Source organism: Flectobacillus longus (assembly GCF_030056705.1).
Lineage (GTDB): Bacteria > Bacteroidota > Bacteroidia > Cytophagales > Spirosomataceae > Flectobacillus > Flectobacillus longus.
This window is the reverse complement of the sequence record NZ_JASHIC010000029.1, coordinates 16,696-43,154: the sequence shown is the minus strand read 5'-3', so window position 1 is coordinate 43,154 and position 26,459 is coordinate 16,696. Positions and strand designations below refer to the sequence as shown.

The window sequence follows — 26,459 nt, the reverse complement described above, 5'->3', positions numbered from 1 at the left end:
CCTAAAGTATCACATCTTAACTATACTTGTGTAACGAGAAATGCTAATAAAAGTTTTCTGTAAAAATCTAAAGGTTGTACCTCGCAGTCGGTAAGTTTAGCTTGTTCGTCCCAAGCTCTTAGTTGCAGGCTTTTTTTGAAAAGAGGATGTTTTTCAAAGACCTCTGCTTCATCTGGAGTCATGACGCCGCCTTGATATTTAAGGGTTGTTTTACTTGCCTCCGAAAGTTGTTCGTAATATTTGGGATGCTTAAAGGTTAAATAGCGTTTGGCTTGCACATGGTTTTTGACCAAAATAGCCATGCTTTCAGGTAAACCTTTTGAAACTAAAAAATCAGCACCAATAACTTCGTGTCTCAAATGTCCCATACCTTCCATATCCTCCGACGCCTGCATAGGAAGAAGGTGTCCAATATCATGAAAAAATGAGGCCAATACCACTAACGGCTCTTCGTTGGCATCGAGCGCCAATTGACCAGCCTGTAAGCTATGCTCAAGAATAGTGACTGGTTCGCCAATATATTCGTTGCCACCTTGTTGGTCAAACAAGGCAAAAATTTCCTCTACGATTTGTTCTGGAGTTTGGTTCATGTGTAATAATACAGAATTGTGAGTTAGCACTGTAAAATAGGTTGCCCACAAAATGCAACCAAATGTTCTTAAAAAAGAAAATAGTGAAGCAGGGCTTCACTATTTCTACGCATCATTAACCACTCAGTTGGAGGTTTTTACTCGATAACGATTGTTATGCGACATTTTATGAACTCCCAATTTTCCTCCGACTATATCCTTCAGGTTAATGAATTCACCATATAAGAATTTAATACTATTTCAAAATCCAGAAATCATAATTGATGTCATCTTTACCATCTGTAAATTGACGTTTTAAAGCTGCTTCAACGTTTATTTTGTTGGTAGTAAATTCAGACTGTGGATATTGAAAACGTTTTGGAATTTTTGTACCATTACCTGTACCAGGACCAATCAAGAAAGTTGGAATACCTGTACGACGTTGGTTGAAGAATGCTTCGTATCCAGAGTTTTGGAAGAATGCTACATATTTTTGTTTCAAAATTTGAGTCAAACCATCTGTATTATTTCCTTTATATTTCACAGTAGTTTGCGTCAAATAATCGGCAGGTAATGTCGCTCCGTAAAAGCTCATAGATGATTTGATACCTTGTTCATACCAGCTTTGTGCATCGCTAGTAGCCCAACCACGGTTGACACCTTCGGCAATGTTAAAACACATTTCTGAATAACTCAAAATGAAAGTGTTTTCACCTACATAGTTGTTATAATAGCGTTTACGGCTCTGGAATGAATATTCTCCTTTCAATACTTTGGTTGACATATCTGCCAAATCTTCGCCTGAACTAGCACCTTCGTAAGCATTTACGTTGTTTGCAGGAATACCAGCTTTGATTTTTGCTTCGGCAGGTTCTGCTACGATAAACAAACGAGGGTCGTTGTTTTCTTTCAAAATGTCGATATAAGTTTTCGACATATTTTCACGAGTAGCGTTATTTCCAAAGTTATCTGGATTACGAGGGTATTTGTTGTTGCTACTCCAAACATATTGCAAAGCGTCATCATTAGAGGTCATCAACGGATACTTCGTTGGGTTACTGATGGTGTTTGCAAATTGTTGTTTTACTTGCAAATCAGTATCATCTGCTTTTTTGCTCAAATGAATCAAAACACGCAATTTCAAGGTATTAACTGCTTTTTGCCATTTACTCAAATCACCATTGTAGTAAATGTCTCCTGTCAAAGTTTTGTCGCTTGCCGCAATCAAAGTAGTAAGGTCTGCATTAGCATCTTCCAACCATTTTAATACTTGTACAAAAACATCCTTTTGTGTGTCGTAAGTAGGTTGGTCAACTGTTAGTCCTTTCAAGGCATCTTTAACAGGTAAATCACCAACCGACAAAGTCATTTTTGTATAATAATAAGCACGTAAAAATTTACCAACAGCAGCGTAAGGGTTTGTAGCTTTTGCGCCACTACGGATAGCTTCACCTTCCATTTTGATGACGTTTTTCAATGTCGTAAATTGTAAAGAAGCCGCCGACCAGTTGTATTCGTTACTGCTATAATAGTTATAATTTGAACAGTAAAATTGATTACTACGCATGGCATCGTTCCAAGCGCCTTCGTTCATATTGCTAAGAACTGTTCTGAGGGTAAGTTCTGCGGGAACAGAAGTGGGTAAGTTGGGGTTTTTTTCCAAAACTGCATAATCATTACAGCTCGAAAGTAAACCTACCACGCAAAGTGCTGCTATATATTTTTTCATTGTTGTAAATGCTAAAGAATTTAAAACTGGTAAAGGTTAGATATTAGTGATGAATTGTGAGTGATGAGTTTAGCGTTTAATTGTTTGAAAATCAATATTTTGTATTTAAAATTCATTGCTCGTTATTCCCAACTCATCACTCATGCTCGCTTGCTCCAAGTTTTTAGAACACTAAGTTAAGATTCACCCCGAAACGCTTCATGGTTGGCGTTTGAAGACCTGTACTTGTACTCAAACCTGTGTATTGGTCTAAGTCTACACCTGAGTGCTTGCTATCTACGAAGTAGAATAGGTTACGACCTACAAATGAAACTGACGCTTGCTTGAAAGGAGTGCGGTTCAACAAATGAGCAGGAACATTGTAAGAAATGGTAATCTCACGAATTTTAGAGAATGTCTTACTCATCATGTTACCTTCAGAAGTTGAATAATAACGGCTGATATAATCCTGAACGAATGTCTTAATGTCGTTTGAAGCAAACTTCAATTGGCTCATATTAGTGATTGCACCAGTAGTTGGGTCATAAGTTGGCGTACCTTCTACGATTTTTACACCTTCACCAATGTATGATTTGATACCTTTTACATCTTGCTCACGAGCAATTCCTAAAGCACCTTCTACTGTTTCGATATTACGTCCACCACGGAACGACTGACGACGGATGTAGTCTTCGATTACACCACCTACACGACCGTCTAACAAGATATTCATTGACCAGTTTTTGTAACTAAACTTGTTGTTGATACCATATACCCAGTCTGGATTTGCATAACCTTGGAAAGTAGAGCGAGGTAATACAATCGGACGACCACCAGCATCGTTGATGATTTGACCGTCAGCAGTACGAGCATAAGCCGATACAATTACTGGGTCGATTCTGTCGCCAATGTTTAGGTTGATGTTTGAAGGGTTACCACTTACAAAGTAGTTAGAAGGCAATGAAGAAATGTTTCCGTAGATTTCTTTCAATACTTCTTTATAAGTTGACCAGTTCAATACAATATCCCATTTGAATGATTGTGTTTTTACTGGTGTTGCTTTTAACGAAACTTCCCAACCTGTTTTTTGAGTACGAATACCGTTTACGATAGCATTGGTATATCCTGTAGTTTGTGACAAATCACGGTTGAAGATACGTGGACCATCGTTAGAGATAAAGTAAGTAACCTCACCAGAAAGTCTGTTTTTCAAGAAACTCAAGTCAATACCTGCTTCAATTTGCTCAGTTGAGTTTGGTTTCAAGCTTGCATTGTCCAATTTGTCAGAGTAAGAAGCAGAAGGCAACAAGTTATATCCTGGTGCAATCGTATATCCTACTGAGTTAGCATAACTTGGGCCATCATAAGAAGAAGCATAGTCAACGCCATAACCTACAGGGAATGAACCACTTGGTGTAGAGCCAATCGTTGAGCGAGTCAAACCATCTTTTACGTTTGCATAAGATGCACGTGCTTTCAAGAATGAGATAGCAGATGGTAAAGTCACATAGTCGGAAATTACAGTACTCAAACCAAATGATGGATAGAAGAAAGTATTGTTACCTTTTGGCAAAGTAGAAAGGTGGTCAACACGACCCGTTGCCGATAAGTTGATATAGCTTTTGTATCCTAAGTCAGCCGAGTAGTAAGCACTTTGTACTTCCATATCTGAAGCAAAACTGAATGCTTTCACTGGACGCAACGAGTTCGCAAAAGTATATACACCTGGCGTGTTCAAATAGTCAGTTGTAACAAAGCTTGAACGATAGCTAAAGCTACGAATGTTGGCACCAGCCCATACTTTTACATCAAATGCGTTGTTGTACAATTTGCTATATTTCAACAAGATGTCAGTGTTGTTTTCAAACAAAGTACGTTTGTCTTCACGATAATCACCTTTTGCTTCTTCACGACCATAAGTTGTTGCAGAATAAGGTAATTTTTCATTTCTAAACAAATCATAAGTTGTTACCGAAGTACGACCTGTTAACTCGAAGTTATCATTGATTTTGTAGTTCAATGAAGCATAACCGTAAATATCATTTTTGTAGTGACCTCTTGTCCATTCGTAAGCTACAAAATATGGGTTGTTATAACGTTGGTATTCAGCATAGATTTGTTGGATACCTTCTTTACCTGGCTGCCAGTAGTTACGCAATTGGTCAACATCCCAGTCGGCACCACCCCATGTAACCATGTTATAAATCAACGAGTTTGGGCCATAGTTTACGTCTGGTACGTTTGGTGTTGATTGACGGTTGAAGTTGATGTTAGATTCTAAACGAAGTTTTTTCGAGAAATTAACACCTGCCGACATGTTGAAGTTAATTGAATTCAACTGCGTGTTAGGAACAATACCTTTTTGGTAGCTATTTGACAAAGAGAAGCGCAAATCAGCTTTTTCAGTACTTGATGAAATCGCAATGTTATTGTTTGACTGCAAACCATCGCGCAAGAAACGAGTCAAGTTGTCTTTACCACGAGCAATCCAAGGAGTGCCCTGACGAACACCATTAACAACAGGAGAATCGTACTGAGGAATCAATTGACCTTCAAATTTTGGTCCCCAGATGTCGTAGTCGCCGTCATTTTTACCGCCACCACGACCATCTACGAACTCATAAACTCCGTGGTCTCCAGGTCCATACAAATCCTGAACTTTCGGAATAGCGTTGAAGCCACTTTCTACCATCGTTGAAGAGTTAAACTCAACGGAAAAACCACGTTTATCTTTAGAACCTTTCTTCGTTGTAATCAAAATTGCGCCATTTTTTCCACGGAAACCATAAAGGGCTGCTGCGTTAGGGCCTTTCAATACCGAATAAGTTTCAATATCATCTGCCGAAATATTCCAAGTATCAGAGTTGATAGGTACACCATCTACGATAAATAGAAGATCTGTATTACCACGTAATACTAAGTTTGGACGACCCAAGATTTCTGAAGAAGCCCCAACTGTCAAACCTGCTACTTTACCACTCAACGAGTTGATAGCGTTTGGTTCACGAGCTTTGATGAGCTCAACGCCCTGAACAGATTGGATAGAGTTGGTAAGAGTACGTTTGTCTTTCGAAATACCCAAGGCCGTTGTAACAACTTCCTGAAGCATTTTTGATTCAAGTGCAAGGCTAACATTAATCGAAGTTTTGTTGCCTACTGTAATTTCTTGTGAAGTGTAACCAATAAAACTGAAAACCAAAACGTCCGTTGATTTTGCATTGATTTTGTAGCCACCATCAGCACCAGTCGAGCTACCTTTGTCGCTACCTTTTACTCGAACAGAAACGCCCGGAAGAGGAGAGTTGTCGTCTGAGGCACTTACTTTACCAGAGATTTGTCCGAATGTAGTCAAAGAACAGCAAAGCACTAAAACTGGAACAAACATTGAGGTCATAAACCACGTAAAATTTCGCTGAAACCTCCCTAACATGGGTAAAAGTTTTTTCATTTGATTGTGTGTTTTGTTTTGTGATAGAGGAAAGAAATTGGGTAAACGAATCGAGTGTTTTGAATTTTATGGGTTAGAACAAAACCAAGGACTCGCTGAAATCTCCTTTTGAAAAACGATGCAAACCTACAATCAAAAAATAACCTTACCTTCAAGCTAGTATTAAGCTTGATTAAACTTTATGGGTGTAATATGTGCTATATTCGTTGTTTGTGTTAGTACAGTATTAAGCGTAGATAAAAAACGATAAATCGGCATTATATTGCGATATGATTGGGGTTTATGCTCCCAAGAAACGTAAGCCTGATTTGGTTTTTTGTTGGAAAATTTGGTTGAAATAGAAATAAGAAGATATTACTAAAACAATGCAAAGCGTAGGTAAAAGCTGTGCAAAAGCATTGAGCAGACCGAGCCAAGAAATAGGATTTTTCCCGAAATTCTTAATTAATAAAACCAATACGCTACCCAAATACCCACAAAAATCAGCAGTATAAAATAAGAATCCAACATTGCCTCGTTCGTTTAGAGCTGCCAATAATCTATCAAATAAAATTCCATTGAAAGGTACATATACCATATATAGCCCAAGCCCGTTCCAAACCATCCACCAATAGCCTGTAATAGAACCACCATTGTATAATAAAGTACCAAATAGCATAAGAAGACATCCGCTCAGAATTAATCCATGATTGAACCAAAGTGCATTTTTATGATTTTTGATTAAAAATGCGACACCAGTCATCAAACTAATGGCTATGCCTATAATAATTTCGGTTTCTGAAAAAATCTTAATATCAGTAACCCCTAATTCTTGCCAAATTTCAACTCCAAAATTGTCTCGGATGTCTCTAAATACGGTCATTAAAACATAGATACTCACAAGTAAGACCATACCCAAACCGTATTTTTTCATGAATTTTCGACGTTGTTTGGCAAACATTGGAACTCTCTCTACGCGCTCTAGTTTGTCTTGTTCGTCGGGCTTAGGCACTAAATTCATGCACCAAACAGATATAACTAGGGCAGGAAAAAAGCAAAGTCCAATCATAAAAGGCATCCAAAACTCATCTATCCCCAAGGACAATGCCCATCTGGACACCGATTTGATAATTCCCGAAGACACAATAAAACTGACCGCCAAGCCTGCACCCAATAAATCCGTGATTCTGCGACCTTCCAAATAACTAAAAACCAAACCAAAAATCATTCCCAATCCCAGACCATTGAGGTACATAAACATCCAATTGTCAGGAGCAGGTATGAGAGCAAACATCAATAAACAGATTTCAGAATACAAAATCATACCTATAATATATAGCATTCGCTGATGTGGTTTTACTTCGGCAACTACCTTTATACCCATCCCTTTGGCGGTAGCATAGCCCAATACTTGCGCTACTACCAAAACAATTTTGTAGTCGATACCCCACAAAGTCAAATCTGAATAAATTGCCGCTGAAAAGGGCTTGCGAAAGGCATACATACAGAAATAAGTACTAAATGCCATAGTACCCAAAAATATACCTCTAAATAAAGGAGAACTCTTTTTTAATAAAGATTGTAAACTAGCACGCATGAAAACCAATGTATTTAATAAACGATAGTACGACAAAAAATCAGGTGAATTTGTAAATTAACTAGCCAAAATTATTTGACGAGTCTATGAACTTTTTTTGGCAAGGATACAAATAAAACCGCTTGTAATTCAGTGTATTAATTAGGCTTAACGGATATTTAATATTTGCTTAAAAGTACTCTTGTTACCTTTGATTCACAGATTTGGCCAAGCCATTCTGGTATATGTTTCTAGTTAAATAAAAAATAATCGTCTCTTATGAAACCTATTGAGTTAGTCGTGTTTGATATGGCAGGAACTACAGTTACCGACCGCCATGAGGTAGAAGTATGCTTTATGCAAGCGGCAGCCCGTACAGGATTGAGTGTTACACCTGAGCGAGTTTTGGCCTTACAAGGTTATGCTAAGCGACAAGTTTTTGAGATGTTGTGGGTAGAATTATTGGGTGAAAAACATCCAGAATTATCGGAGTATGTAGACATATCGTACACCGAGTTTTGTTCGGTATTGGAAGATCACTATTTGGAACATGATATTTACCCTACAGAGGGATGTTTAGAAATCTTTGAATATCTAAAAAGTCAAGACATAAAGATTGCATTGACAACTGGTTTTTACAGAAAAGTTGCCAACATCATTTTGGGAAAATTAGGTTGGTTGAAAGGATTAGACCAATATTATAAAAGCGATGGAACAGCTATGATTGATGTTTCAATCACGCCAGACGATGTACTCAAAGGGCGCCCAGAGCCATTTATGATACAGAAAGCAATGGAGGTTTTGGGTGTCAAAGACCCACTAAGAGTAATCAATATAGGTGATACCCCTTCTGACCTTAAATCGGGTTTGAGAGCAGGTGTACGGATGTCGTTGGGCGTTACTAACGGTACGCATACACGTAATCAATTGAATATCCATAGAAATGATGGTTTATTGCCTAACCTGTTGGCCTTGAAACCAATCATCGAAGAGATTTCAGAAAAAAGCTTAGCCTTGTAAGTACTTCTACACTACTATTTAAACAAAAATAGGTAGTAAAAATACTCTTACTGTGAGCAAAATGACAATTTTTCATTTATGCTCAATAAGTACAAAGTGATTTTTGTTCACTTTGTGCTTTTGACACTTTGTCCCTAAATAATAACTAATGAAAAAATATGATTTGATTGTGGTGGGAGCAGGAAATCTTGGAACGTTCCATGCTTACCATGCTTTACAAATGGGCAAATCTGTACTGATGATTGAAAAAGATTCAGAGCCGATGGAAGCCACTGTGAGAAATTTTGGACAAGTAGTGCCCTCTGGACAAGCCTTTGATACTTGGTTTGAATATGGTCGACGTTCATTAGAGATTTATCAAAACCTACAAGACTTGACAGATATTACGGCGCGCAAAAATGGTTCGTACTATTTTGCTTCAGATGATGATGAAGCCAAGTTGCTAGAGGAAGCACGTGCCTTGTTCAAAATTCGTGGATATGCTTGTGAGCTACTCAACAGAAAAGTTTGTTTTGAACGTATGCCAATGCTTCAAAATGAGTACTACAAACTCGGATTGTTTTTTCCTAATGAATTCTCAGTCGAACCTCGCACTATGGTGCATCGTGTGCGAGAAATACTCATTAGAAAGTGGGGTTTGGATTTCATAAATAATACCATAGTTGTAGATTGTCAGTTAAAAAATGGGATTTGTGAAGTCGTTAGCTCAAAAGGCGAGAGGTTTTATGCTGACAAAGTAGCTATTTGTAATGGACGAGATTTCAAAGCGTTGTTTCCTAACTTGTTTGAAAACAGTGGTATGAAGGTGAGCAAACTCAATATGATGTCGACTTATCCTTTAAAAGAGGTTCAAATTAAAGGAAATATTTTGTCTGGATTGAGTATTCGCCGTTATGACAGCTTCAAATCTTGTGCTTCGTATCCGCAAATATCACAGCCAGAATGGCAAAAACCGTATAACGCTTGGGGAATACATATCCTTTTCAAACAAGCTTTTAATGGTTCTATTATCATTGGAGATTCGCACGAGTATGCGGGGGTAAACGAGAATGCTACTCTTGATTTTGGTATTGATATGGACATCAACCAATTGATATTGAAAGAGGCTCAACGAATCATGAAGTTACCTAACTGGAATATTCAAAATTATTGGGCTGGCTATTATTCACAAACTGCCGATGGTGGTATCTACGAGCATCAACTTGAAAACAAAATTTATATCGCTACGGGTATTGGAGGCAAAGGTATGACGACTTCTCCTGGTTATGCCGAAAAGAGGATAAAGGAAGTTTTTTCTCAGTAGATAATACCAAATGATTCAATTGACTATAACTAGTTCGGAATTCCGTCACGGACTAGTTATTGCTTCAGTTTTAAAACTGTTAAAAAATAAGTCCAAGACTAAGTCTTGAACTATTTACGGGTAAGTGCCTTTAAATAACGGATATACCCATAACTAATAATATTACATTGCTCAATATTACCAAATCATTATCAAGTATTTCGATTTCTGAGTCTCATTTAACATTCAATTAATTTTTAGTTAATCATGGGTTGAGTTTGGATTTTCACCTTTGTGAAAACAAATTTCAGAACCATGAATCGACTTTATACACTTCTTTTTCTATTTATCTCTTTTCTTTCGCAAGCACAAGATGGGGTGTTTTTAACTGCTGAAGATTTTATTGAAAATAAAGTCTATCGTCCAGAACATTCCAAAATTCACGAACGTTTTGCCACAGTAAGTATAAAAGATGATGGTTTAAAAACCATTTATTCAGCTGACAATGCCTACGGGTATAAGTTGAAGGGAAGACAATGGCGTTTTACCGAAAATCGTACCTATGAAGTAGTATCAACAGAAGGGCTGTGGGTTTACCGAGTGCAAAATGCCACCGATTTGAGTTCTTTTTCCTACTACTTCAGCGACGGCGCTTATGGTGAAGTAAAGCCCTTGACAAGACGTAATATCAGAAACTGTTTCTCTTCTAACTCACGATTGCTAACAGTCATAGAAAAACTGGACTGGCGTATGGATTTGTTTCAGCCAACCAATTTTAGACATTTACCCCTTATCTCAGCGCTGTTTGTTCAGGTATTTTCAAAAAATGGCTATCCACTTTAATGTCTTTTAAGGATTCATTAGCCATAAAATTACCTTATGAGGTGATAGATTTAAAGCTTCAGACAATACACTCACTATAAAACAAACCCTCTGAGTATAGTCTTTTTTATACTAAAGAATAGGAAAGATTAAATTAACCAGATATCTGTAGTACACCCAGAAAGTACTCTTCTGATTGCGAGTACTTTCAAAAAACGGATATACTATTTACGTCTTACAGAAAGATTAGTAAAATAGTGACAACAAAAATAACTTTTCCTAGAAAATAAAGCTAACCGAAACAATTAGTGTTAAGATTGTGTCTTATGCTTTGTAGGCAATTTGTATATTTGTTGTTATGAAGAAAACGTACTTTCCTGTTTTAAGCATTGCTGGTTCGGACCCTTCCTCAGGTGCAGGAATTCAGGCCGACTTGATTACTATTGCAGCATTGGGCGGTTATGCCTGTACTGCAATTACTGCCATTACAGTTCAGAATACCCTTGGAGTTAGTGGTATCTATCCTGTTCCAGCCCAGGCAGTAAGAGAACAGGTAGAGGCAATTTTAACAGACATCAAACCCCTTGCCATCAAAATTGGTATGTTACATCGGTTTGAGATTGTCAAAGAAGTCATCGATATATTGAGTCAGTTTCCGAAAGTTCCTATTGTGCTAGATCCTGTATTTTTATCATCTAGTGGTCATCCATTACTGGACGAGGAAGGCATACAGTTGATGATAGAGCAACTTTTTCCGTTGGTAACCGTGCTAACACCCAATCTTACTGAGGCGAGCTGGTTATTGGGGAAAGAAATCAAAGAAAAAGACCAAATGCCTGAGGCCGCTAAGGAGCTTTTGAAATTTGGAGCTAAAAGTGTTTTACTAAAAGGAGGACATTTGGAAGAGGATGTTTTGTCGGATTGTTTGGTCAAATCTTCAGGAGAAATGTTTTTTCTTGACCACCCAAAAGTGGTTTCTAATAATACCCACGGTACGGGCTGTACATTATCGTCGGCGATAGCCGTAAATCTAGCACAAGGATTTAGCGTAGAATACGCAGTCGAACGGGCGACAGAATACGTCGTTAAGTCTATTGAAGGAGGAAAAGATTATCAACTAGGAGGAGGAAATGGTCCTTTGAAGCATATTTAATATGGACAAGCATAAGTCATTTTTAATTGAGTGAATAGTGATTGAGCGAATGAGTGATTATTTTTGTTCTATATTTTATCAGTAGAGACGCAAGGTCTCAATTAGATTTAAAAGTAATCGCTAAAACTCTCAATCACTACATTTGGAATACTCCATAGTATAGACTACAAGCCTGAAAGATACTTCATTAATTCTTCTAAACTAGATTTTTCTAATTTTACTTGTACTACCTGATTTGCTTCTAAGTTAAACTCTTTGATGAAGGTATATACTTCGTCTTTTTCGGTAATACCTATGCAAATTAGATTAATGTGTTCCCCTTCTGGAAGATTACTCTGTTTTCCATTGCTGTAATATCGTAGAATGGATTTGAGTCTATCAAAATACAAAAAACAAATAATATCATCAATTGCGGGGTACTCTGAAGTGAGCGTAAGGGTAGTTAATTTAGTAGATTCTCTAGGAAACTTATCAATGTTTATCCAACCAATTTTACTAGGCAGTAACTGATAGAGCTGTTCTATGGCAACTATTGCGCTTTTTGTGGAATCTTTTAGACCTAAAAATTTATCCTGCATCGTTGCGAGTTGCCAATTTACATCTCCATTAGCCAATTCTTCTCCAAAAAAGATTTTCATTTCTGGATCAGGGTTTTTGGTAGGTACTTTAATCGAAAATTGACTGTATGGTGCTAATTGGAGTTTTTTCCCATCTTTTGTCGCTGTAATCTCTATTTGCCCACCAGTGGTGAGTAATTTACCATTTGAAGTAGTTGATTTTCCATTCAAGATCATGTCTTTAATGGTGTACAATTCCTTGATTTGTAGATTGATAGGTAGCTCAACACTGTTCCAGCTCCCTGATTCATACACAAAGTCACTAACACTTCCTTTTACAATCGCCCCCTTAGTAGTAGTAAAGTTTAGGTCATTAGGATTATTAATGGTTTTCTGAAAAGGTGCCTCAACTTTTGTCGAAAGAGGATTTTCTGTAGAAGGTTTGAATATCGCTTTTTCAACGACAGGAGGTTGAACATCTTCTTTAATAATGACCTCATATCGTTCTTTTGAACAACTTGAAAATAACGAAAGAATTACGATTGTTCGTAAAGCTTTTTGGCAAGTGTGACGTATTAAATGCATCATAAAAAATTAATAAAAGGTAGGACAATAGGTTTTACGTTTGGTACGGAAATAGGCTGGACAAAATATCAAACCAACCTCGCCATAGCTTTCTTTCCAAAGAATATTATATTTAACTTCTGCAAAAAGTCTCATTGGATAGTTGCCAATGCTGGTGCCTAACCCAACTTCAGGAAGAAAATTATTGGGTTTTGAGTTGGATTGTTGTGTCTCGACATAATTTATCCATCGATTGTATTGTGCACCCACGGCGAGATAAATCATAGGTATTTCAGGCTCAATGGAGCGCTTAAAACCACCCGGACGTATATTGCCTTCTACGAGTGCATAATGCACATTGATTCCGCCATACAGTTCATGTATAGTATTAAAAGAAGGGTAATACTTAAGTTGTGGTACCAAAAATACTTTTGGAATTATTGGCACTTGCGCTCTTAATCCAACCCCGAAGCTCCTGAGCGGAAAATTATAGGTGCCAGAGAAGCCAAATGAAAATTTATCTTGTGAATAAATTGTGAAGCTATTGACTATAAGTAGAAGTAAAATAAATAGGGATTTCTTCAGACTAATGAGATTTTTACACATTTATAGGTTGAATAATTGGTTTGGTGTGATTATAAAGCGATGTGATTTTTTTATTTACAAATAAAATGAAAATTACGTAATAACTGGTAACCTACACTCATTTTACAACTTCATATTTTTCAAACTCCGATTGAGACTCCGCACAGAAATACCCAAATAGGCAGCCATTTCTTCTTTTGAAAGTTGAATTTCTTGCTTATTCTGAAGTTCAAGAAGTTTTGATAGACTATGCTCTACAGTGTATAATTGTTGAAATGAAGCTCTGCTCGACGTATTTACGATTCTTTCGGCAAAGGCTTCTAGTAGTAATTTGTTTAGATTGAGGTCTTGACTTAATAATTCCTGAAAATAGGGGCTAGGAATGACAAATGCCGAAACACTCGTTATAGCCTCAATATTACACAAACAAGGCATTTGTCGAATACTTTCTATTTCTCCGAGGATTTCGCCTTTTCCCAAAAATTCTACAATGAATTCTTTATCATTTTCTTCATTAAAAAAGCATTTTGTAAAACCACTTTGAATAAGCATCACATTGGGGGCTGCTTGGTCTTGGTAAAGTAATTTTTGACCTTTTGAAAAGGACTTTAGGACAATATTATGTCGGTTTTGATCACTGTCGTATATGCCTTGTATGAAGTCTAAAAACTTTTGATTAGTTCGTAACATCTTGACTTGGGACAAATGTCCTTTTTAATGTTTTCGCTTCTTCGGATTTTTGCCAAAGAAAAACAAAGTTAGCAGAAAAGGCTTTACAGATTGGTAACTAAGAGTCTGCTGATTGGTAAAAATAAGTCTTTGAGACAATTTTAAGTCAATACACAATGAAACAATTAATTAACTTAGAGGAGTGGGATAGAAAGGAGCATTATCTTTTTTTCTCAAAATTTGAAGAGCCATTTTATGGTGTGACGGTAAAAATCGACTGTACAATTGCCTATCAAAAAGCCAAAGAAAATGGAAAATCGTTTTTCTGGTATTATTTGTACCGTTCATTAAAAGCAGCCAATGAAATAGAAAATTTCAGGTATCGAATCATTGAGAATAATCCGTATTGTTTTGACACCATAAACGCTTCGCCAACTATTGGCAGACCCAACGGCACTTTTGGATTTGGCTATGTTGATTATGACGAGTCCGAAGAACAGTTTTATCAAAATGCCAAGAATGAGATAGATAGAGTTCTCCGCTCTACAGGATTAATGCCTGCTGTTTCAGGTGAAAACGTAATCCATTTTTCTGCGATTCCTTGGCTTGATTTTACTTCTATATCGCATGCAAGGAGTTTTTCCTTTCCAGATAGCTGCCCCAAAATATCTTTTGGTAAAATGATGGAAAAGGAAGGACAAAAAAGTATGAGTGTTTCTATTCATGTACATCATGCCTTGGTTGATGGCTATCATGTGGGTCTATATGTAGATCGTTTTCAGGCATTGATGAATGAGTTTTAGTACGTTAAAAACAAAAGTCACCCCTTGATTCTATCCAAGGGGTGACTTTTGAAGTAATAAATGACTATTTTAATTGCGCTTTTAAGTCAAAAATCTTATCCATTAGCAACCATTTTTCGCCAGGTTGTGCCATGGGCAAGGCATCTTGATATTTCCACATCAATTGTTCCCATTCTTGAACTTTCGGGTTTTCAGCATCCATCTGTCCTTTTCTTTCGAAGGAAAATGTATCATCTACTTCCATAATCATAAACAATCGATTGCCTAGTCGATAGATTTCCATCTGAGTAATTCCTGCTCCTGCAATGCTTTCCAAAATTTCGGGCCAAACTGCCTCATGATATTTTTCGTACTCAGCTATCAACTGTTCATCGTTCACTAAATCGAGCGCCAAAGCAAATCTCTTATTCATGTTTTACTGTTTTATGTTTGTCAACACGACGAGGAATCGTGTAATGTAGTCAAAAGTTTATTATTAATTTGGTCTGCACCTAAGATTGAATTTTAATCTCGGATTTTTTAATCATTCTCGAAAAAGTTTAAATCCAAGATCAAACATCCCAAATTCGCAATCATTAGTGTCCTGCGTTGGCAATTGCCCCCTTTGATGATTTTGTTTTCAAAGCAAAGAAAAGTACTACCACAAAACAAGCCAATGGAACAATATATGCTGTTTGGATAGAGCTAATATCAGAAATACGTCCCATAATAACGGGGAAAATAGCGCCTCCAACAATCGACATAATCACTAAAGATGAACCCAACTTAGTTTGTGAACCTAAGCCCTGAATACTCAAAGAGAAAATAGTTGGGAACATAATAGACATAAAGAACTCAACACCAATCAATGCGTAAATAGACGTAAAGCCACCTACCATAATTGCTACAGCCAAAAGACCAATATTGAAAATGCTATATACCGCCAATAAGCGATTTGGAGCAATATATTTCATCAAGAAAGTGCCCAAAAAGCGTCCTAGCATAAAGCACAATAATGCAAAAGCCAAATAACCAGCGGCCTCTTTCTCACCAATACCAGCCGTTTTGCCCAAGAAACGGATAAAGAAACTTGATACACAAACCTGTGCTCCAACATAAAAGAATTGTGCCAAAACACCCAACATTAAATTGGTTTGTTTGAAAATACTACCTTTTTCAGTTGCACTATTTCCGTCAGTTTTTTCTTTAATTTCTGGTAAGTTCGTTTTCCATAAAATTGCCGCTACACTTAGTACAACTAAACCAATGACGATATAAGGAATTTGAACACTTTGTGCTTCGTGTGTCAAAAGTGCGTCTACTTCGCTACTTGATAATGTTTTTAATTGCTCTTCTGAAATGGTAGTATCTGTCAAAATAAAAAATTTGCCCGCTAAAGGAGCCAACGAAGCAGCCAAACCATTGAATGATTGTGATAAATTAAGTCTTTGCGTAGCTGTATGCTCATCGCCCAAAACAGTTACGTAAGGGTTTGCCGCTGTTTCTAAGAATGTCAAACCACTAGCAATGATAAATAACGCAAAAAGAAATAAACCATAGGTACGTGTTCCTGCCGCAGGGTAAAATAAAAATGCTCCTCCAGCAAAAATCAAAAGACCAAGAATAATCCCTGACTTATATCCATATCTGTTCATCACTAAGCCTGCTGGAATGGCCATAACAAAATACCCAACAAAAAAGGCAGAATCAATAAAGGCAGACTGAAGGTCGGTGAGTTGACAAGCTTTCTTTAGATGTGGAATCAAAATAGGGTTGAGGTTGTGCGCAAATCCCCACAGAAAAAATAATACTGTTATTAATATAAAAGGGATTAAATAGGATTTCGTTGATTCGTTTGATTTGGGCAATGCCATAAATGTTTGATTTAAGTTATTTAACTGTTGTCAAAAGTCAATTTTTTAAAAAAATACTCATAGAGCAGAAATATGAGATATTCCTTAATTTAGCAAATGAGTGATTATTTTAAAATTTGTATTCTAGCAGTAGAGACACAATAATTGCGTCTAAAGAGGTATCATTTGAAAAATAGTATCAAACATGATTCATCCCGAATTATCGTATTGAGATTATTCTTCAAGTTTTCATCAAAAAAGCGGTCAGAAAATAATTTCTGACCGCTTTTTTGATGCTACCTTACTAGATTTCACTCGACTTAAGACGCAATCATTGGTAAAATTCATATTAAAAATAATCACTCATTCGCTAAATCACTTAATTCAAGATGACCTATGTTTGACGTTATTCTACATTTGAATTCTTTTAAATATCTTTTACTTTTCATGTTTAGGGAAATTAAACAAGGAAGAAGTAATAATTGGAATGGCAAAAATGGCTACTGTCAAGATAGAAATATAAGAATCTGCCGTTTCGCCTTCCATAAAGTGACAGAAAGCATTGTTTGGATACAAATGACAAACTGCGGATAATGCTAATTTGACACCTAATACCCCAATCACAACAAACGCAGAAGTTTCAAGAAAAGGGTAGCGTTCCATTAATCGTACAAAAGCTTGTGCTACAAATCGCATTGCCAAAATCCCAATAAATACCCCAATCCAAATAAGATAGATATTATCTGTAAAAGCCACAGCCGCAAAAACGTTATCAATCGAAAATGCCAAATCCATCACTTCGACCATGATAACAGTTGACCAGAAAATTCCGAAGCGACCAATGGTATGTTTATAAACCCAATTTTCTTTTTTATTCAAAGTGTCATCTTCGGGCTCAGGTGTTTTTTCAGTTTTGAAATAATCATAGCACAAATACAAAAGATAAAGTCCACCAAGTGGTTTGAGCCACCAGACTTTTACTAGCATTGCCGCAAACAACAAGCAAATACCACGAAAGACATAAGCCCCAATAATACCATACTTCAAGGCTTTTTCTCTTTTCTCTTTGGGCAAGTCCATTACCATGGTTGCCAAAACGGCAGCATTATCTACCGACAATAAGCTTTCAATTAATACGAGGTTACCAATAATCAAAAATGCTTTTCCTAAATCATCTCCAAGGATGTGATGCAATAATTCCATACTGTCTGTTTAATTTTTTTCAAATTTAGGCATAAAGAGGTCTAAAAGTGCCCTATCGTAGTATTTTCTTTTATGCGGTGAATTTTTTGTACAAAATGTTGTAGATAATTTCTATGGTCTTAATAGGTTGTTGTCTGTTCTTCATAATATATTGACTTATAAACGATATAGCAAACATGTTGTAGAATCTTATTTTACTATTCATAAATATGGCTTGACATTAAATTTAACATTGGTAATATAGGGGTAACAATAAATTCAATCATGTTTAATCAGTAGGTAATATTGTGGTTAAATGACCGACTTACTTTTGTGCCATCATTCAAATAGAAACGTAGCAATAAACCACATAGCTCAAAATCGTTTCTTAATCAATTCCAATATGAGGCACAAATTACTTTTTACTGCACTACTATTCTTATCAAGTTTTACTTTTTCTTTTTCCCAACAACTAGGTACTATTCGTGGTACTATCAAAGACGCCGTTACTAAGGAAGACCTTGTAGGGGCAACTGTGATTATTGAAGGACAAAACAAAGGAGCTGCTGCTGACATCAACGGATTCTTCTCTTTGAATAGAGTTCCAGTTGGTACATACACATTAAAGGTTTCGTTTGTAGGTTTTAATGTAAAGGTGATAGAGAAAGTTCAAGTGTTGGCTGAGAAGGTAACGGAAGTAAACGTTTTACTTCAAGAAGAAGGTTCAACCTTGAGTGAGGTAAAGGTAGTAGGACAAAAACTGACCAATACCGAAATTTCGGTTATCTCAGAAATTAAGGCAGCACAACAAATCGTAAGTGGTATTTCTTCGGCACAAATTGGAAAAACCCTTGACCGTAACGCTGCTGAAGTTGTAAAACGTGTACCAGGTGTAACCATTTTTGGCGATAGATTTATTAATATCAGAGGATTGAACGAGCGTTACAATAGTGTAATGCTTAATAATACTTTTACACCTTCGATGGAAACAGATGTTCGTTCGTTTTCATTTGATATTATCCCTTCTAACCAAATCGACCGCATTTTGGTATTCAAAAGCCCTGCGGCTGAACTCCCTGGAGAATTTGCAGGTGGTGTCGTGAAAATTTTTACGAAATCTATCCCTGAACAAAATAGCATTACTATTGATTTTGGAGGAGGTTACAGAGATGGAACAACGGGAAAAAACTTCTTTTCTCCACAACATGGCTCAAGCTACTGGACGGGCTTTAACGACGGCTACAGTGATTTGCCAAAGTTTTTCCCTGCCAATCGTCAAGAGTTGATTAATGCAAACCCAACTCGTTTGCAACAGATTGGTCAGTCTCTTAAAAACAACTGGACGCCTGTTCAATCTACAGCTTTACCAGATTTGAGATTTACTTTGACTGGTGCGTTCAAAATTGAGAAAGAAAAATATAGAATTGGTAATATTACAGCCATTAACTACTCAAATACAAGAACACTATATAATATGGCTCGTAATGATTACGGATACAGCCGTATTCAAAGTACTGGAGAGCCAGACCCTATTTTTAATTTTCAGGATACGCAATATAGCAACGCCATTCGCTTGGGTGTAATGCACAACTGGGCTGTGAAATTTGGAGAAAACCACACGATTGAATTTAAGAACTTGTTCAACCAAATGAGCAATTCTCAGTTTGTAGATCGTATCGGTTTCGACAACGGTACAGACTGGAATATCCGTTCATTTGACCAAATCTACCGTGGTATCTACACAGGACAATTGGTTGGTAAGCACCAATTCAACAATAAAAATACACAAGTTGATTGGGTAGTAGGTTATAATCAATCATTCCGTGATCAGCCTGATTACAAGCGCTTTAGATATAATATTTCGAACGGACAAAGAAACTTATTAGTACCACAAGGAGCAGCTCAAACCTTCAATTTAGGTCGTACCAACATCATCATGGACGAAAACGCAATAACAGGCGGCGCTAATTTAGTTCAAAAAATTGTTTTGCAAAAAGGAGCAAAAGCTGAAGATAATAAAGAATTGGAGCTCAAAGCAGGGGTTTATGTCGAAAGTAAGGAGCGTACATTCAAAGCTCGTAACTTAGCCTATGTACAAGCAAACAGTTCATTGTTTAACATTGGAAACTTACCTATCGAAGAAATTTTTGCTCCACAAAATATCAACAGTACAAACGGGGTAAAAATTGATGAGCAAACAAACCCGAATGACTCATATACTGCCAACAACCATTTGTATGCAGCGTATATCTCAGGAAATTACTCATTGACTAAAAAATTCAACGTAATCGCAGGATTGAGAGTTGAAAACAATGCTCAGAAATTGAATTCTTACGATTTAGTTGGTGCACCATTGAATTATAACAATACTCAGACAACGTTGCTTCCATCGGTAAACATGACGTATAACTTTTCTGAAAAAGCTTTATTACGTTTAGCTTACGGAAAAACAATCAACCGTCCAGAGTTTAGAGAAGTAGCACCGTTCTCTTTCTATGATTTTGTAAACAATCGTAATATTTCGGGTAACCCTCAGTTGAAGAATGCCAACATTCACAACGTGGATTTCAGATATGAGTACTATCCAACACCAGCAGAGGTATTGAGTATTGCAGCATTCTACAAATACTTCGAAACACCAATTGAAGTAGTATTTGCAAGTGGTTCAAACCCGAACTTGAGTTTTGACAATGCCAAAAGTGCGTACAGTGCAGGTATTGAATTGGAAGCGAGAAAATCATTGGAAAATGTGTCGAAATCTCCTTTCATTCAAAAACTTAACTTAGTATTTAACGCTGCGTTTATTCATAGCCGTGTGTCGTTAAATCCATCAACAGCTTCTACACAATCTGATAATCGTCCATTGCAAGGGCAATCACCTTATATTATCAACGCAGGTTTGAATTACAACGATACTAAGAAGAGCTTACAAGTCAACTTGTTGTTTAACGTAATCGGAAAACGTATCTATGCGGTTGGTAACAATTACGGCTTTGCCTATCCAGACTGGTACGAAATGCCTAGAAACGTAGTGGACTTAACTTTCTCTAAAGGCATCGGTAAAAACCTGTTAATAAAAGGTGGTATTACCGACATCTTAAACCAGACGAACTACATCTTACAAGATGGTAATCAGGATAATAAGTTTGATAAAAACGAAGATCAAATTATCCAATCATACAAACCTGGAAGTGTGTATTCATTGGGTGTAGTATATACAATTAAATAACAGTCAGCAACAGGCTATCGGTCTTCAGATAAGGAAATATTTGAAAAATTTCTACCTGAACGTTGATAGCTCAAAGCCGAAAATTTTTCTGGCATTACTACTTTCTTTCCCTAGATATTGGTGGGATGCCTTTCTTTAAAACGGTGGTAACGTTACTCGTTTGCCCTTATAAATCATTCAATTTAAACACATAATTTTACCAAAAAATGAGACTCTTCAAAATGAATGTAGTTAAGGTATTTGCCTTAATGCTCTCAATGGCTGTTTTGACAAACGCTTGTAAAAAAGACGAAGAAATCGGGCCAGCTCCAACTTTGACTGTTGCTTCTAACTTGGCTGGTACTCCTGGTACTACAGTTCAATTGAAAGCATCTATCAACGCTCCAGAAGGTATCAAATCTATCACAGTTTTGAAAAACGGTGTAGCATTTGATGCAGTAACAAAGAATGGTGAGAAAACTTTTGAATACGCAAAAGATTATCAAATTGATAACCTTGCTGCTAATTCAGTAGTAAACTTTACAGTTTTGGTAACAGATATGAAAAACCAAAACTCAACATTGACAACTTTGCCTGTGACTGTTACAGCTGTACCACCAAAAACTATCGTTGAGGTAAAAGGTACTTTGGAAGGTAACATTACTTGGGATGCTACAAAAATCTATAAATTAGTTGGTTTTGTAAGAGTAGGTGAAGAAACTACTTTTGGTAGTATCACTAAAACTGCTACTTTGACTATCCCTGCTGGTACAGTGGTAATCGGTGACCGTGCTACTAAAGGTGCATTGTTAGTTCAACGTGGTTCTAAATTAATCGCAAACGGTACAGCTACAAACCCTATTATCTTTACTTCTGAAAGAAATGTAGGTGAACGTGAAGCTGGTGACTGGGGTGGTATTATCCTTTGTGGTAAAGCGCCAAACAACTTGCCAGACAATGCTAACGACAGACAATTAGAAGGTGGTTACGGTGGTTTCCACGGTGGTTCAGATGCAGCAGATAACTCTGGTTCATTGAAATATGTTCGTATCGAATATGCTGGTGTACCAATCAACCCGAACCAAGAGGTTAACTCTTTGACAATGGGTTCTGTAGGTAACGGTACTACAATCGACTATGTTCAGGCTTCATTTGGTTTGGATGACTCATTCGAATGGTTTGGTGGTACAGTAAACTGTAAACACTTAGTAGCTTACAAAGGCTTGGATGATGACTTTGATAACGATAACGGTTTCTCTGGTTACGTTCAATACGGTATCGGTATCCGTGGTACTACACAAGCTGACCAATCTGGTTCAAACGGTTTTGAAGTTGACAATGATGCTAACGGTTCAAACAACACACCTTACACTTCAGCGATTTTTGCTAACATGTCAATCATCGGTGCTAAAGGAAATGCTGAGACTTCAATCTCTACATTGTTCCAAAATGGTGCTCAGTTGCGTCGTAACAACAAATTGAAAATCTACAACTCATTCTTCACAGGTTATCCATTCGGTATTTATATCGATAGCCAAAGAGGTAATGCTAAAGGTAACGCAGCTAACGGTGATATCGTATTGCAAAACATCGTATTGGCTGGTGTTGCTAACTGGGGTACTAACAACTGGGGAACTGGTGCTGCTACAAACCCTAAAGGTTTCCCAGTATCTGATACAGAACAAACTACTGCTGCTCCAGCAATTTTGATTGGTACTCAAACGCCAACTGACTGGTTCAAAGCTCAATCAGGTAACAAAATCTTGACTGATTTCTCTAAAACTGGTATCAGCACAACTTTGTGGTCTACTGGTCGTCCTACATTTACTTTGACAACTGGTACAACTGAATCATTAATCGGTTTCAACTTGCCTTCAACGCTTCCTTCATTCTTTGATAAAACTGACTATGTTGGTGCATTCAAAGATTCAGATTGGACAGCAGGTTGGACTGAGTTTACTCCACAATCAGTTGTTTATATCAAATAATTTGAAATTGAGAAAGTTTCAAGATTTTGAATAACAGTATATTACCTACATCCCGAGTCAATATTTTGACTCGGGATGATTTAAACAAAAACCAATATGAAACATTTATTTGCCCTCTCATTTATCCTTTTTTTCTTTACCCAATGCGGTTCTAAGAAAGAACCATTACAATATTTCTCAGAAAGTGAAAGAGATTCTCTCCTGACAGATATGATTACCTATGTGTACGTTCCTGCGCCTTATGCCAATAATCAAACCAAATTTGAAGCTAAGTACAGACCTTTCTACATCAAAAGTTTACCAAGTTTTTATTTACAAAATTACTTCGAAGCAGATAACGGATATGCCTACTTTTTTATGATTAGACCCGTAGGTTCGAGTCCAGTGTACCGAAGAGGTGTGTTAGGGAAAATGAAATTAGACCCTAAAACGCATAAAATTACCGAGTTTGAAGAAATTGTAAATACTCCACACATGAAAGAGGAGGAGGTACGAGAAAAAGGTCAATTTCTTTTTAATAAACTCATTGAAAAAGGAAATATACAAGAGTATTTGGGCATGAATCAATACATTCAATGGCCAGATAGCACTTTAAAATATGACAAACCTACCCATACGTGGGTAAGTGTTGGAAGCTTTACTATTAAATAAACTATGTAAGGGCTATTCCCTCACCTTTGGTGGGGGAAAGTCCAAATGGATTTTCATATTGGTGCAAATAAGCAAAGGTCATGGTAATCATCATGACCTTTCTGGTTTTTGGGAAGGTATAAAAAAATAAGAATTTTGCTTTGAGATATAATTTAAAATAGTCAATTTAAACATTGTTATGCTAACCGAGTAAATAGGCATAACCTGAAACCTCTTTTAATTGTATTATAGCTTTTCACCAAAATGATAATTGCTTTATGGAAACCTTAACTACTATCCTGATTGGCTTGACCTGCTTTTTTATACTTTGGTTAGGTCTTGCATTGTTGATGAAAACCGAATACACCGTTTCTCGCTCGGTAATCATTCAAAAACCCCTCGAATCTGTTTTTTCGTATCTGAAATTGCTTAAAAATCAAGACAACTTTTCGGTTTGGGCAAAAATGGATCCAACTATGACCAAAACCTACAAAGGCACCGATGGTCAAGTGGGTTTTGTATCGGCATGGGATAGTGCTATGAAGAATGTAGGTAGTGGAGAACAAGAAATTTTGGAGATAGAAGAAAATGTGAAAATTGTCTCAGAATTACGTTTTTTGAAACCTTTTAAGGCGGAAGCTACCGCCCAGATGATTGTCAAAAATGGAGGAGACTCTCAAACCAAAGTCTATTGGCAATTTCATGGCAAAATGAAATATCCATTTAACTTGCTCTTAGTTTTTTTAAGAATGGATAAAAAAATCGGTGGCGATTTGGCAATGGGCTTACATAATTTAAAGGAGATTTTGGAGAGAGGGTAAATTAATGAAACCTCTACTGAAAGAGCGATTTTAATTATACCTTGATTGATAAGTCATAAATAAATACCCCCAAACACATTACATGAATGGGGGCTTTTTATTTAGGGTTGGTAATTAGGTTTAGAGATGAATATCTTTGTGCTGCTAGCCCGAGACTAAGTCTAAGCTATCAGGCAATGTTTTTTGCATGATAGCGAATAACAACTACTGAATTCTGAATGGAAGAAACCAATTATCCTTGTTCATCAATCGAGATCTAACGGCTTCGGCATTAGGGTTGTTCGACTTGCGAAGTTTGTCATAGACTTTATTAGCCAAGAATGAAGGGTCATTTCTTCTAATCGCTACACGAACTAAATCTCCCCAGCGATGTCCTTCAAATGCTAATTCCAAAGCGCCTTCTTGAATGATGGAGTTTTCAATAGCCAAAGTACTGTCACCTTCTACGGTATTACTTTTGACCATCGCACGTCCACGAATCCCTGTTGCCAAGTGCCATGATGAGCGATAGCGAGTAGGAGCGTCGCCATTACGGGCATCAAAATCATAAGGAGGTGAATCGAAGGTATTCATCAAGTTGGTTTTGTCCGAAATGGCAGTGTTGTTGTATGTACTCGCAACGCCTGCGTTCACCAAGGCATAAGCCAACTTGCGACGACCATCACGATTGGCAGCTTCAGCAAACTTTAAGTGAACATTGGCTGCACGGTTCAAAAACCAACGACCATTTTTCTCTTGCAAACTTTTTCCAACTAATGAGTAAATAGAGCCAGCGGAGTTTGGATTCATAAAATTGTACAAATACTTGAACACAACTGGATTCCCATTAATGTTTTTGTAAGACATAACTCCACGGGCATCGTAAGCAAAATTATTGGTTTGTGTTTGTCCATTCCAATAATCAATAGCGGCTTTTGAAGGCTGTAATAAATATTTTCCTCCAACATTCGAGAACAATTCTACAAATGGATTTTCGGGTAAAAACTTACTATCGAATGGCAATAACCACAACCATTCTGGGTCACGAGAAATACTCGAAGTGTTTGAGGTACTATTGTAGTTGGTATTCGAACGGTCACGAGCAAAAATTGAACGCCAACCAGTTGTATTGTTATCCAATAAGTTATTGATATCGTTGATGTCGGAGTTATAACCTACAGCAATTGGACCCATTCCCGAAGAAATTTGACCTCTTGTGATTTTGTATAAATGATACCAAACGTTAATATCAGTAGCTTCGAAACCCAAACGGTCAGAGGTTGTCATGATATACTTATACATCGATGCTGCTTTAGTATATTGCTGATCCCAAAGGTATAAATCACCCAATAACAAGTGTTTTTCAATGAAAAAAGTCGTCGGAGAATATCCGTCTACGTTCGCCGAAACCAAGGTGTTATCCAAGGTATATGGGTCGAGGTAAGTAGCAGGAATAGCTTCTAATTCTTGAATCAATTGTTTGATAATGTCTGCCAAAGGCACACGAGCTTTCGTTGCCAAAGCTTTAACATCATCTACCGTTTCTACACTTTCAGTTACGTAAGGCACACTACCATAATGGATACCCAACTGGAGATAAATCCAACTACGAAGTGCCAATACATCTGCCGAACGTTGGTAATACTCAGCACGTTTGATTTTGTTTTGATCTAGCATGATTTTGAAGTTTTTCAAAATATCATTACAGTTCAAAATTACCTCGTAATATGCTCGAGGATTGGCATATTCGTTGGTTTCAGAAACAGCATGTGCATTGATTTCTCGTAAAGACAAGTCAGCATTGGTAGTTACATCTAGCAAATCCCCGCGTAATTCATTGAGGATAACATATTGCTTGGCCAAGGTCGAGAATTTTCCATAAAGACCAATAATGGCTGCATCGGCATCATAGATGTCACGATACATTTGTTTGGTACTTAATGCCTCCTCTGGTGCCAAATCAAACATTTTCTGACAACCTGACATACCCAAAAGCACGCCAGTAGCTAGTCCAATGTTCAGCGTTATTTTTCTTATCGTTGATTTCATTTTTTGTCAAATTAAAATTTTCCCAAAAGGTATTA

Annotated in this window: 20 protein-coding genes; 9 read left to right on the top strand and 11 right to left on the bottom strand. The window is 37.0% G+C overall.

Annotated elements, in window-relative coordinates; translation table 11 throughout:
- Positions 1–20 precede the first annotated feature (20 nt).
- The 4 genes from QM491_RS20310 to QM491_RS20295 form a co-directional block, all read right to left on the bottom strand.
- On the bottom strand, positions 21–590 hold the full coding sequence (locus QM491_RS20310; RefSeq protein ID WP_283329360.1) for an HD domain-containing protein: 570 nt from the start codon (positions 588–590) through the stop codon (positions 21–23).
- 235 nt (positions 591–825) lie between these two features.
- Complete coding sequence (locus QM491_RS20305; RefSeq protein ID WP_283329359.1) at positions 826–2,298, bottom strand: SusD/RagB family nutrient-binding outer membrane lipoprotein; 1,473 nt, start codon at positions 2,296–2,298, stop codon at positions 826–828.
- Between the two features lie 163 nt (positions 2,299–2,461).
- A complete protein-coding gene (locus QM491_RS20300) occupies positions 2,462–5,725 on the bottom strand; it encodes a SusC/RagA family TonB-linked outer membrane protein (RefSeq protein WP_310589597.1) in 3,264 nt (1,087 codons plus the stop codon).
- Positions 5,726–6,005: 280 nt separating this feature from the next.
- Positions 6,006–7,301, bottom strand: coding sequence for a DUF5690 family protein (locus QM491_RS20295; protein ID WP_283329358.1), 1,296 nt, complete (start codon positions 7,299–7,301; stop codon positions 6,006–6,008).
- Between the two features lie 258 nt (positions 7,302–7,559).
- Between QM491_RS20295 and QM491_RS20290 the strand changes: the two genes are divergently transcribed.
- From QM491_RS20290 to thiD, 4 genes are all read left to right on the top strand, one after another.
- A complete protein-coding gene (locus tag QM491_RS20290) occupies positions 7,560–8,300 on the top strand; it encodes an HAD hydrolase-like protein (RefSeq protein ID WP_283329357.1) in 741 nt (246 codons plus the stop codon).
- A 148-nt stretch (positions 8,301–8,448) separates the two neighbouring features.
- A complete protein-coding gene (locus QM491_RS20285; protein ID WP_283329356.1) occupies positions 8,449–9,603 on the top strand; it encodes a TIGR03364 family FAD-dependent oxidoreductase in 1,155 nt (384 codons plus the stop codon).
- Between the two features lie 294 nt (positions 9,604–9,897).
- Positions 9,898–10,425, top strand: coding sequence for a hypothetical protein (locus QM491_RS20280; RefSeq protein WP_283329355.1), 528 nt, complete (start codon positions 9,898–9,900; stop codon positions 10,423–10,425).
- Positions 10,426–10,762: 337 nt separating this feature from the next.
- Entirely contained in the window at positions 10,763–11,557 is a 795-nt protein-coding gene (thiD, locus tag QM491_RS20275) for a bifunctional hydroxymethylpyrimidine kinase/phosphomethylpyrimidine kinase (protein WP_283329354.1), read from the top strand.
- A 164-nt stretch (positions 11,558–11,721) separates the two neighbouring features.
- On the opposite strand, the gene QM491_RS20270 is transcribed toward thiD, so the two are convergent.
- From QM491_RS20270 to QM491_RS20260, 3 genes are all read right to left on the bottom strand, one after another.
- Positions 11,722–12,702: a hypothetical protein gene (locus tag QM491_RS20270; RefSeq protein WP_283329353.1), complete on the bottom strand. Its 981-nt coding sequence runs from the start codon at positions 12,700–12,702 to the stop codon at positions 11,722–11,724.
- Positions 12,703–12,708: 6 nt separating this feature from the next.
- Positions 12,709–13,101, bottom strand: a complete 393-nt coding sequence (locus QM491_RS20265) for a hypothetical protein (protein WP_283329352.1) — start codon at positions 13,099–13,101, stop codon at positions 12,709–12,711.
- A 285-nt stretch (positions 13,102–13,386) separates the two neighbouring features.
- Positions 13,387–13,953 (bottom strand): Crp/Fnr family transcriptional regulator, encoded by a 567-nt coding sequence (locus tag QM491_RS20260; protein WP_283329351.1) that lies wholly within the window; start codon positions 13,951–13,953, stop codon positions 13,387–13,389.
- Positions 13,954–14,108: 155 nt separating this feature from the next.
- Here QM491_RS20260 and QM491_RS20255 point away from each other — a divergent pair, with 155 nt between their 5' ends.
- Complete coding sequence (locus tag QM491_RS20255; protein ID WP_283329350.1) at positions 14,109–14,735, top strand: chloramphenicol acetyltransferase; 627 nt, start codon at positions 14,109–14,111, stop codon at positions 14,733–14,735.
- A gap of 64 nt (positions 14,736–14,799) precedes the next feature.
- Here QM491_RS20255 and QM491_RS20250 read toward each other — a convergent pair whose 3' ends face one another.
- The 3 genes from QM491_RS20250 to QM491_RS20240 form a co-directional block, all read right to left on the bottom strand.
- Positions 14,800–15,147 carry an L-rhamnose mutarotase gene (locus tag QM491_RS20250; protein WP_283329349.1) on the bottom strand — a complete coding sequence of 116 codons (348 nt, stop codon included), beginning with the start codon at positions 15,145–15,147 and terminating at the stop codon, positions 14,800–14,802.
- A 163-nt stretch (positions 15,148–15,310) separates the two neighbouring features.
- Positions 15,311–16,588: an L-fucose:H+ symporter permease gene (gene fucP, locus QM491_RS20245; RefSeq protein ID WP_283329348.1), complete on the bottom strand. Its 1,278-nt coding sequence runs from the start codon at positions 16,586–16,588 to the stop codon at positions 15,311–15,313.
- 417 nt (positions 16,589–17,005) lie between these two features.
- Positions 17,006–17,770 carry a MeeY/MeeF family manganese export membrane protein gene (locus QM491_RS20240; RefSeq protein ID WP_283329347.1) on the bottom strand — a complete coding sequence of 255 codons (765 nt, stop codon included), beginning with the start codon at positions 17,768–17,770 and terminating at the stop codon, positions 17,006–17,008.
- Between the two features lie 382 nt (positions 17,771–18,152).
- Here QM491_RS20240 and QM491_RS20235 point away from each other — a divergent pair, with 382 nt between their 5' ends.
- The 4 genes from QM491_RS20235 (at position 18,153) to QM491_RS20220 (ending at position 24,396) form a co-directional block, all read left to right on the top strand.
- Positions 18,153–20,978 (top strand): TonB-dependent receptor, encoded by a 2,826-nt coding sequence (locus QM491_RS20235; protein ID WP_283329346.1) that lies wholly within the window; start codon positions 18,153–18,155, stop codon positions 20,976–20,978.
- 206 nt (positions 20,979–21,184) lie between these two features.
- A complete protein-coding gene (locus QM491_RS20230) occupies positions 21,185–22,945 on the top strand; it encodes a beta-helix domain-containing protein (protein ID WP_283329345.1) in 1,761 nt (586 codons plus the stop codon).
- A gap of 96 nt (positions 22,946–23,041) precedes the next feature.
- Positions 23,042–23,596, top strand: a complete 555-nt coding sequence (locus QM491_RS20225) for a hypothetical protein (RefSeq protein WP_283329344.1) — start codon at positions 23,042–23,044, stop codon at positions 23,594–23,596.
- Between the two features lie 257 nt (positions 23,597–23,853).
- On the top strand, positions 23,854–24,396 hold the full coding sequence (locus tag QM491_RS20220; RefSeq protein ID WP_283329343.1) for an SRPBCC family protein: 543 nt from the start codon (positions 23,854–23,856) through the stop codon (positions 24,394–24,396).
- Between the two features lie 204 nt (positions 24,397–24,600).
- Here the strand turns inward: QM491_RS20220 and QM491_RS20215 are convergent, their stop codons facing one another.
- The gene (locus QM491_RS20215) at positions 24,601–26,424 is read right to left on the bottom strand and encodes a RagB/SusD family nutrient uptake outer membrane protein (protein WP_283329342.1); all 1,824 of its coding nucleotides are present in this window, start codon (positions 26,422–26,424) and stop codon (positions 24,601–24,603) included.
- Positions 26,425–26,459: the final 35 nt, after the last annotated feature.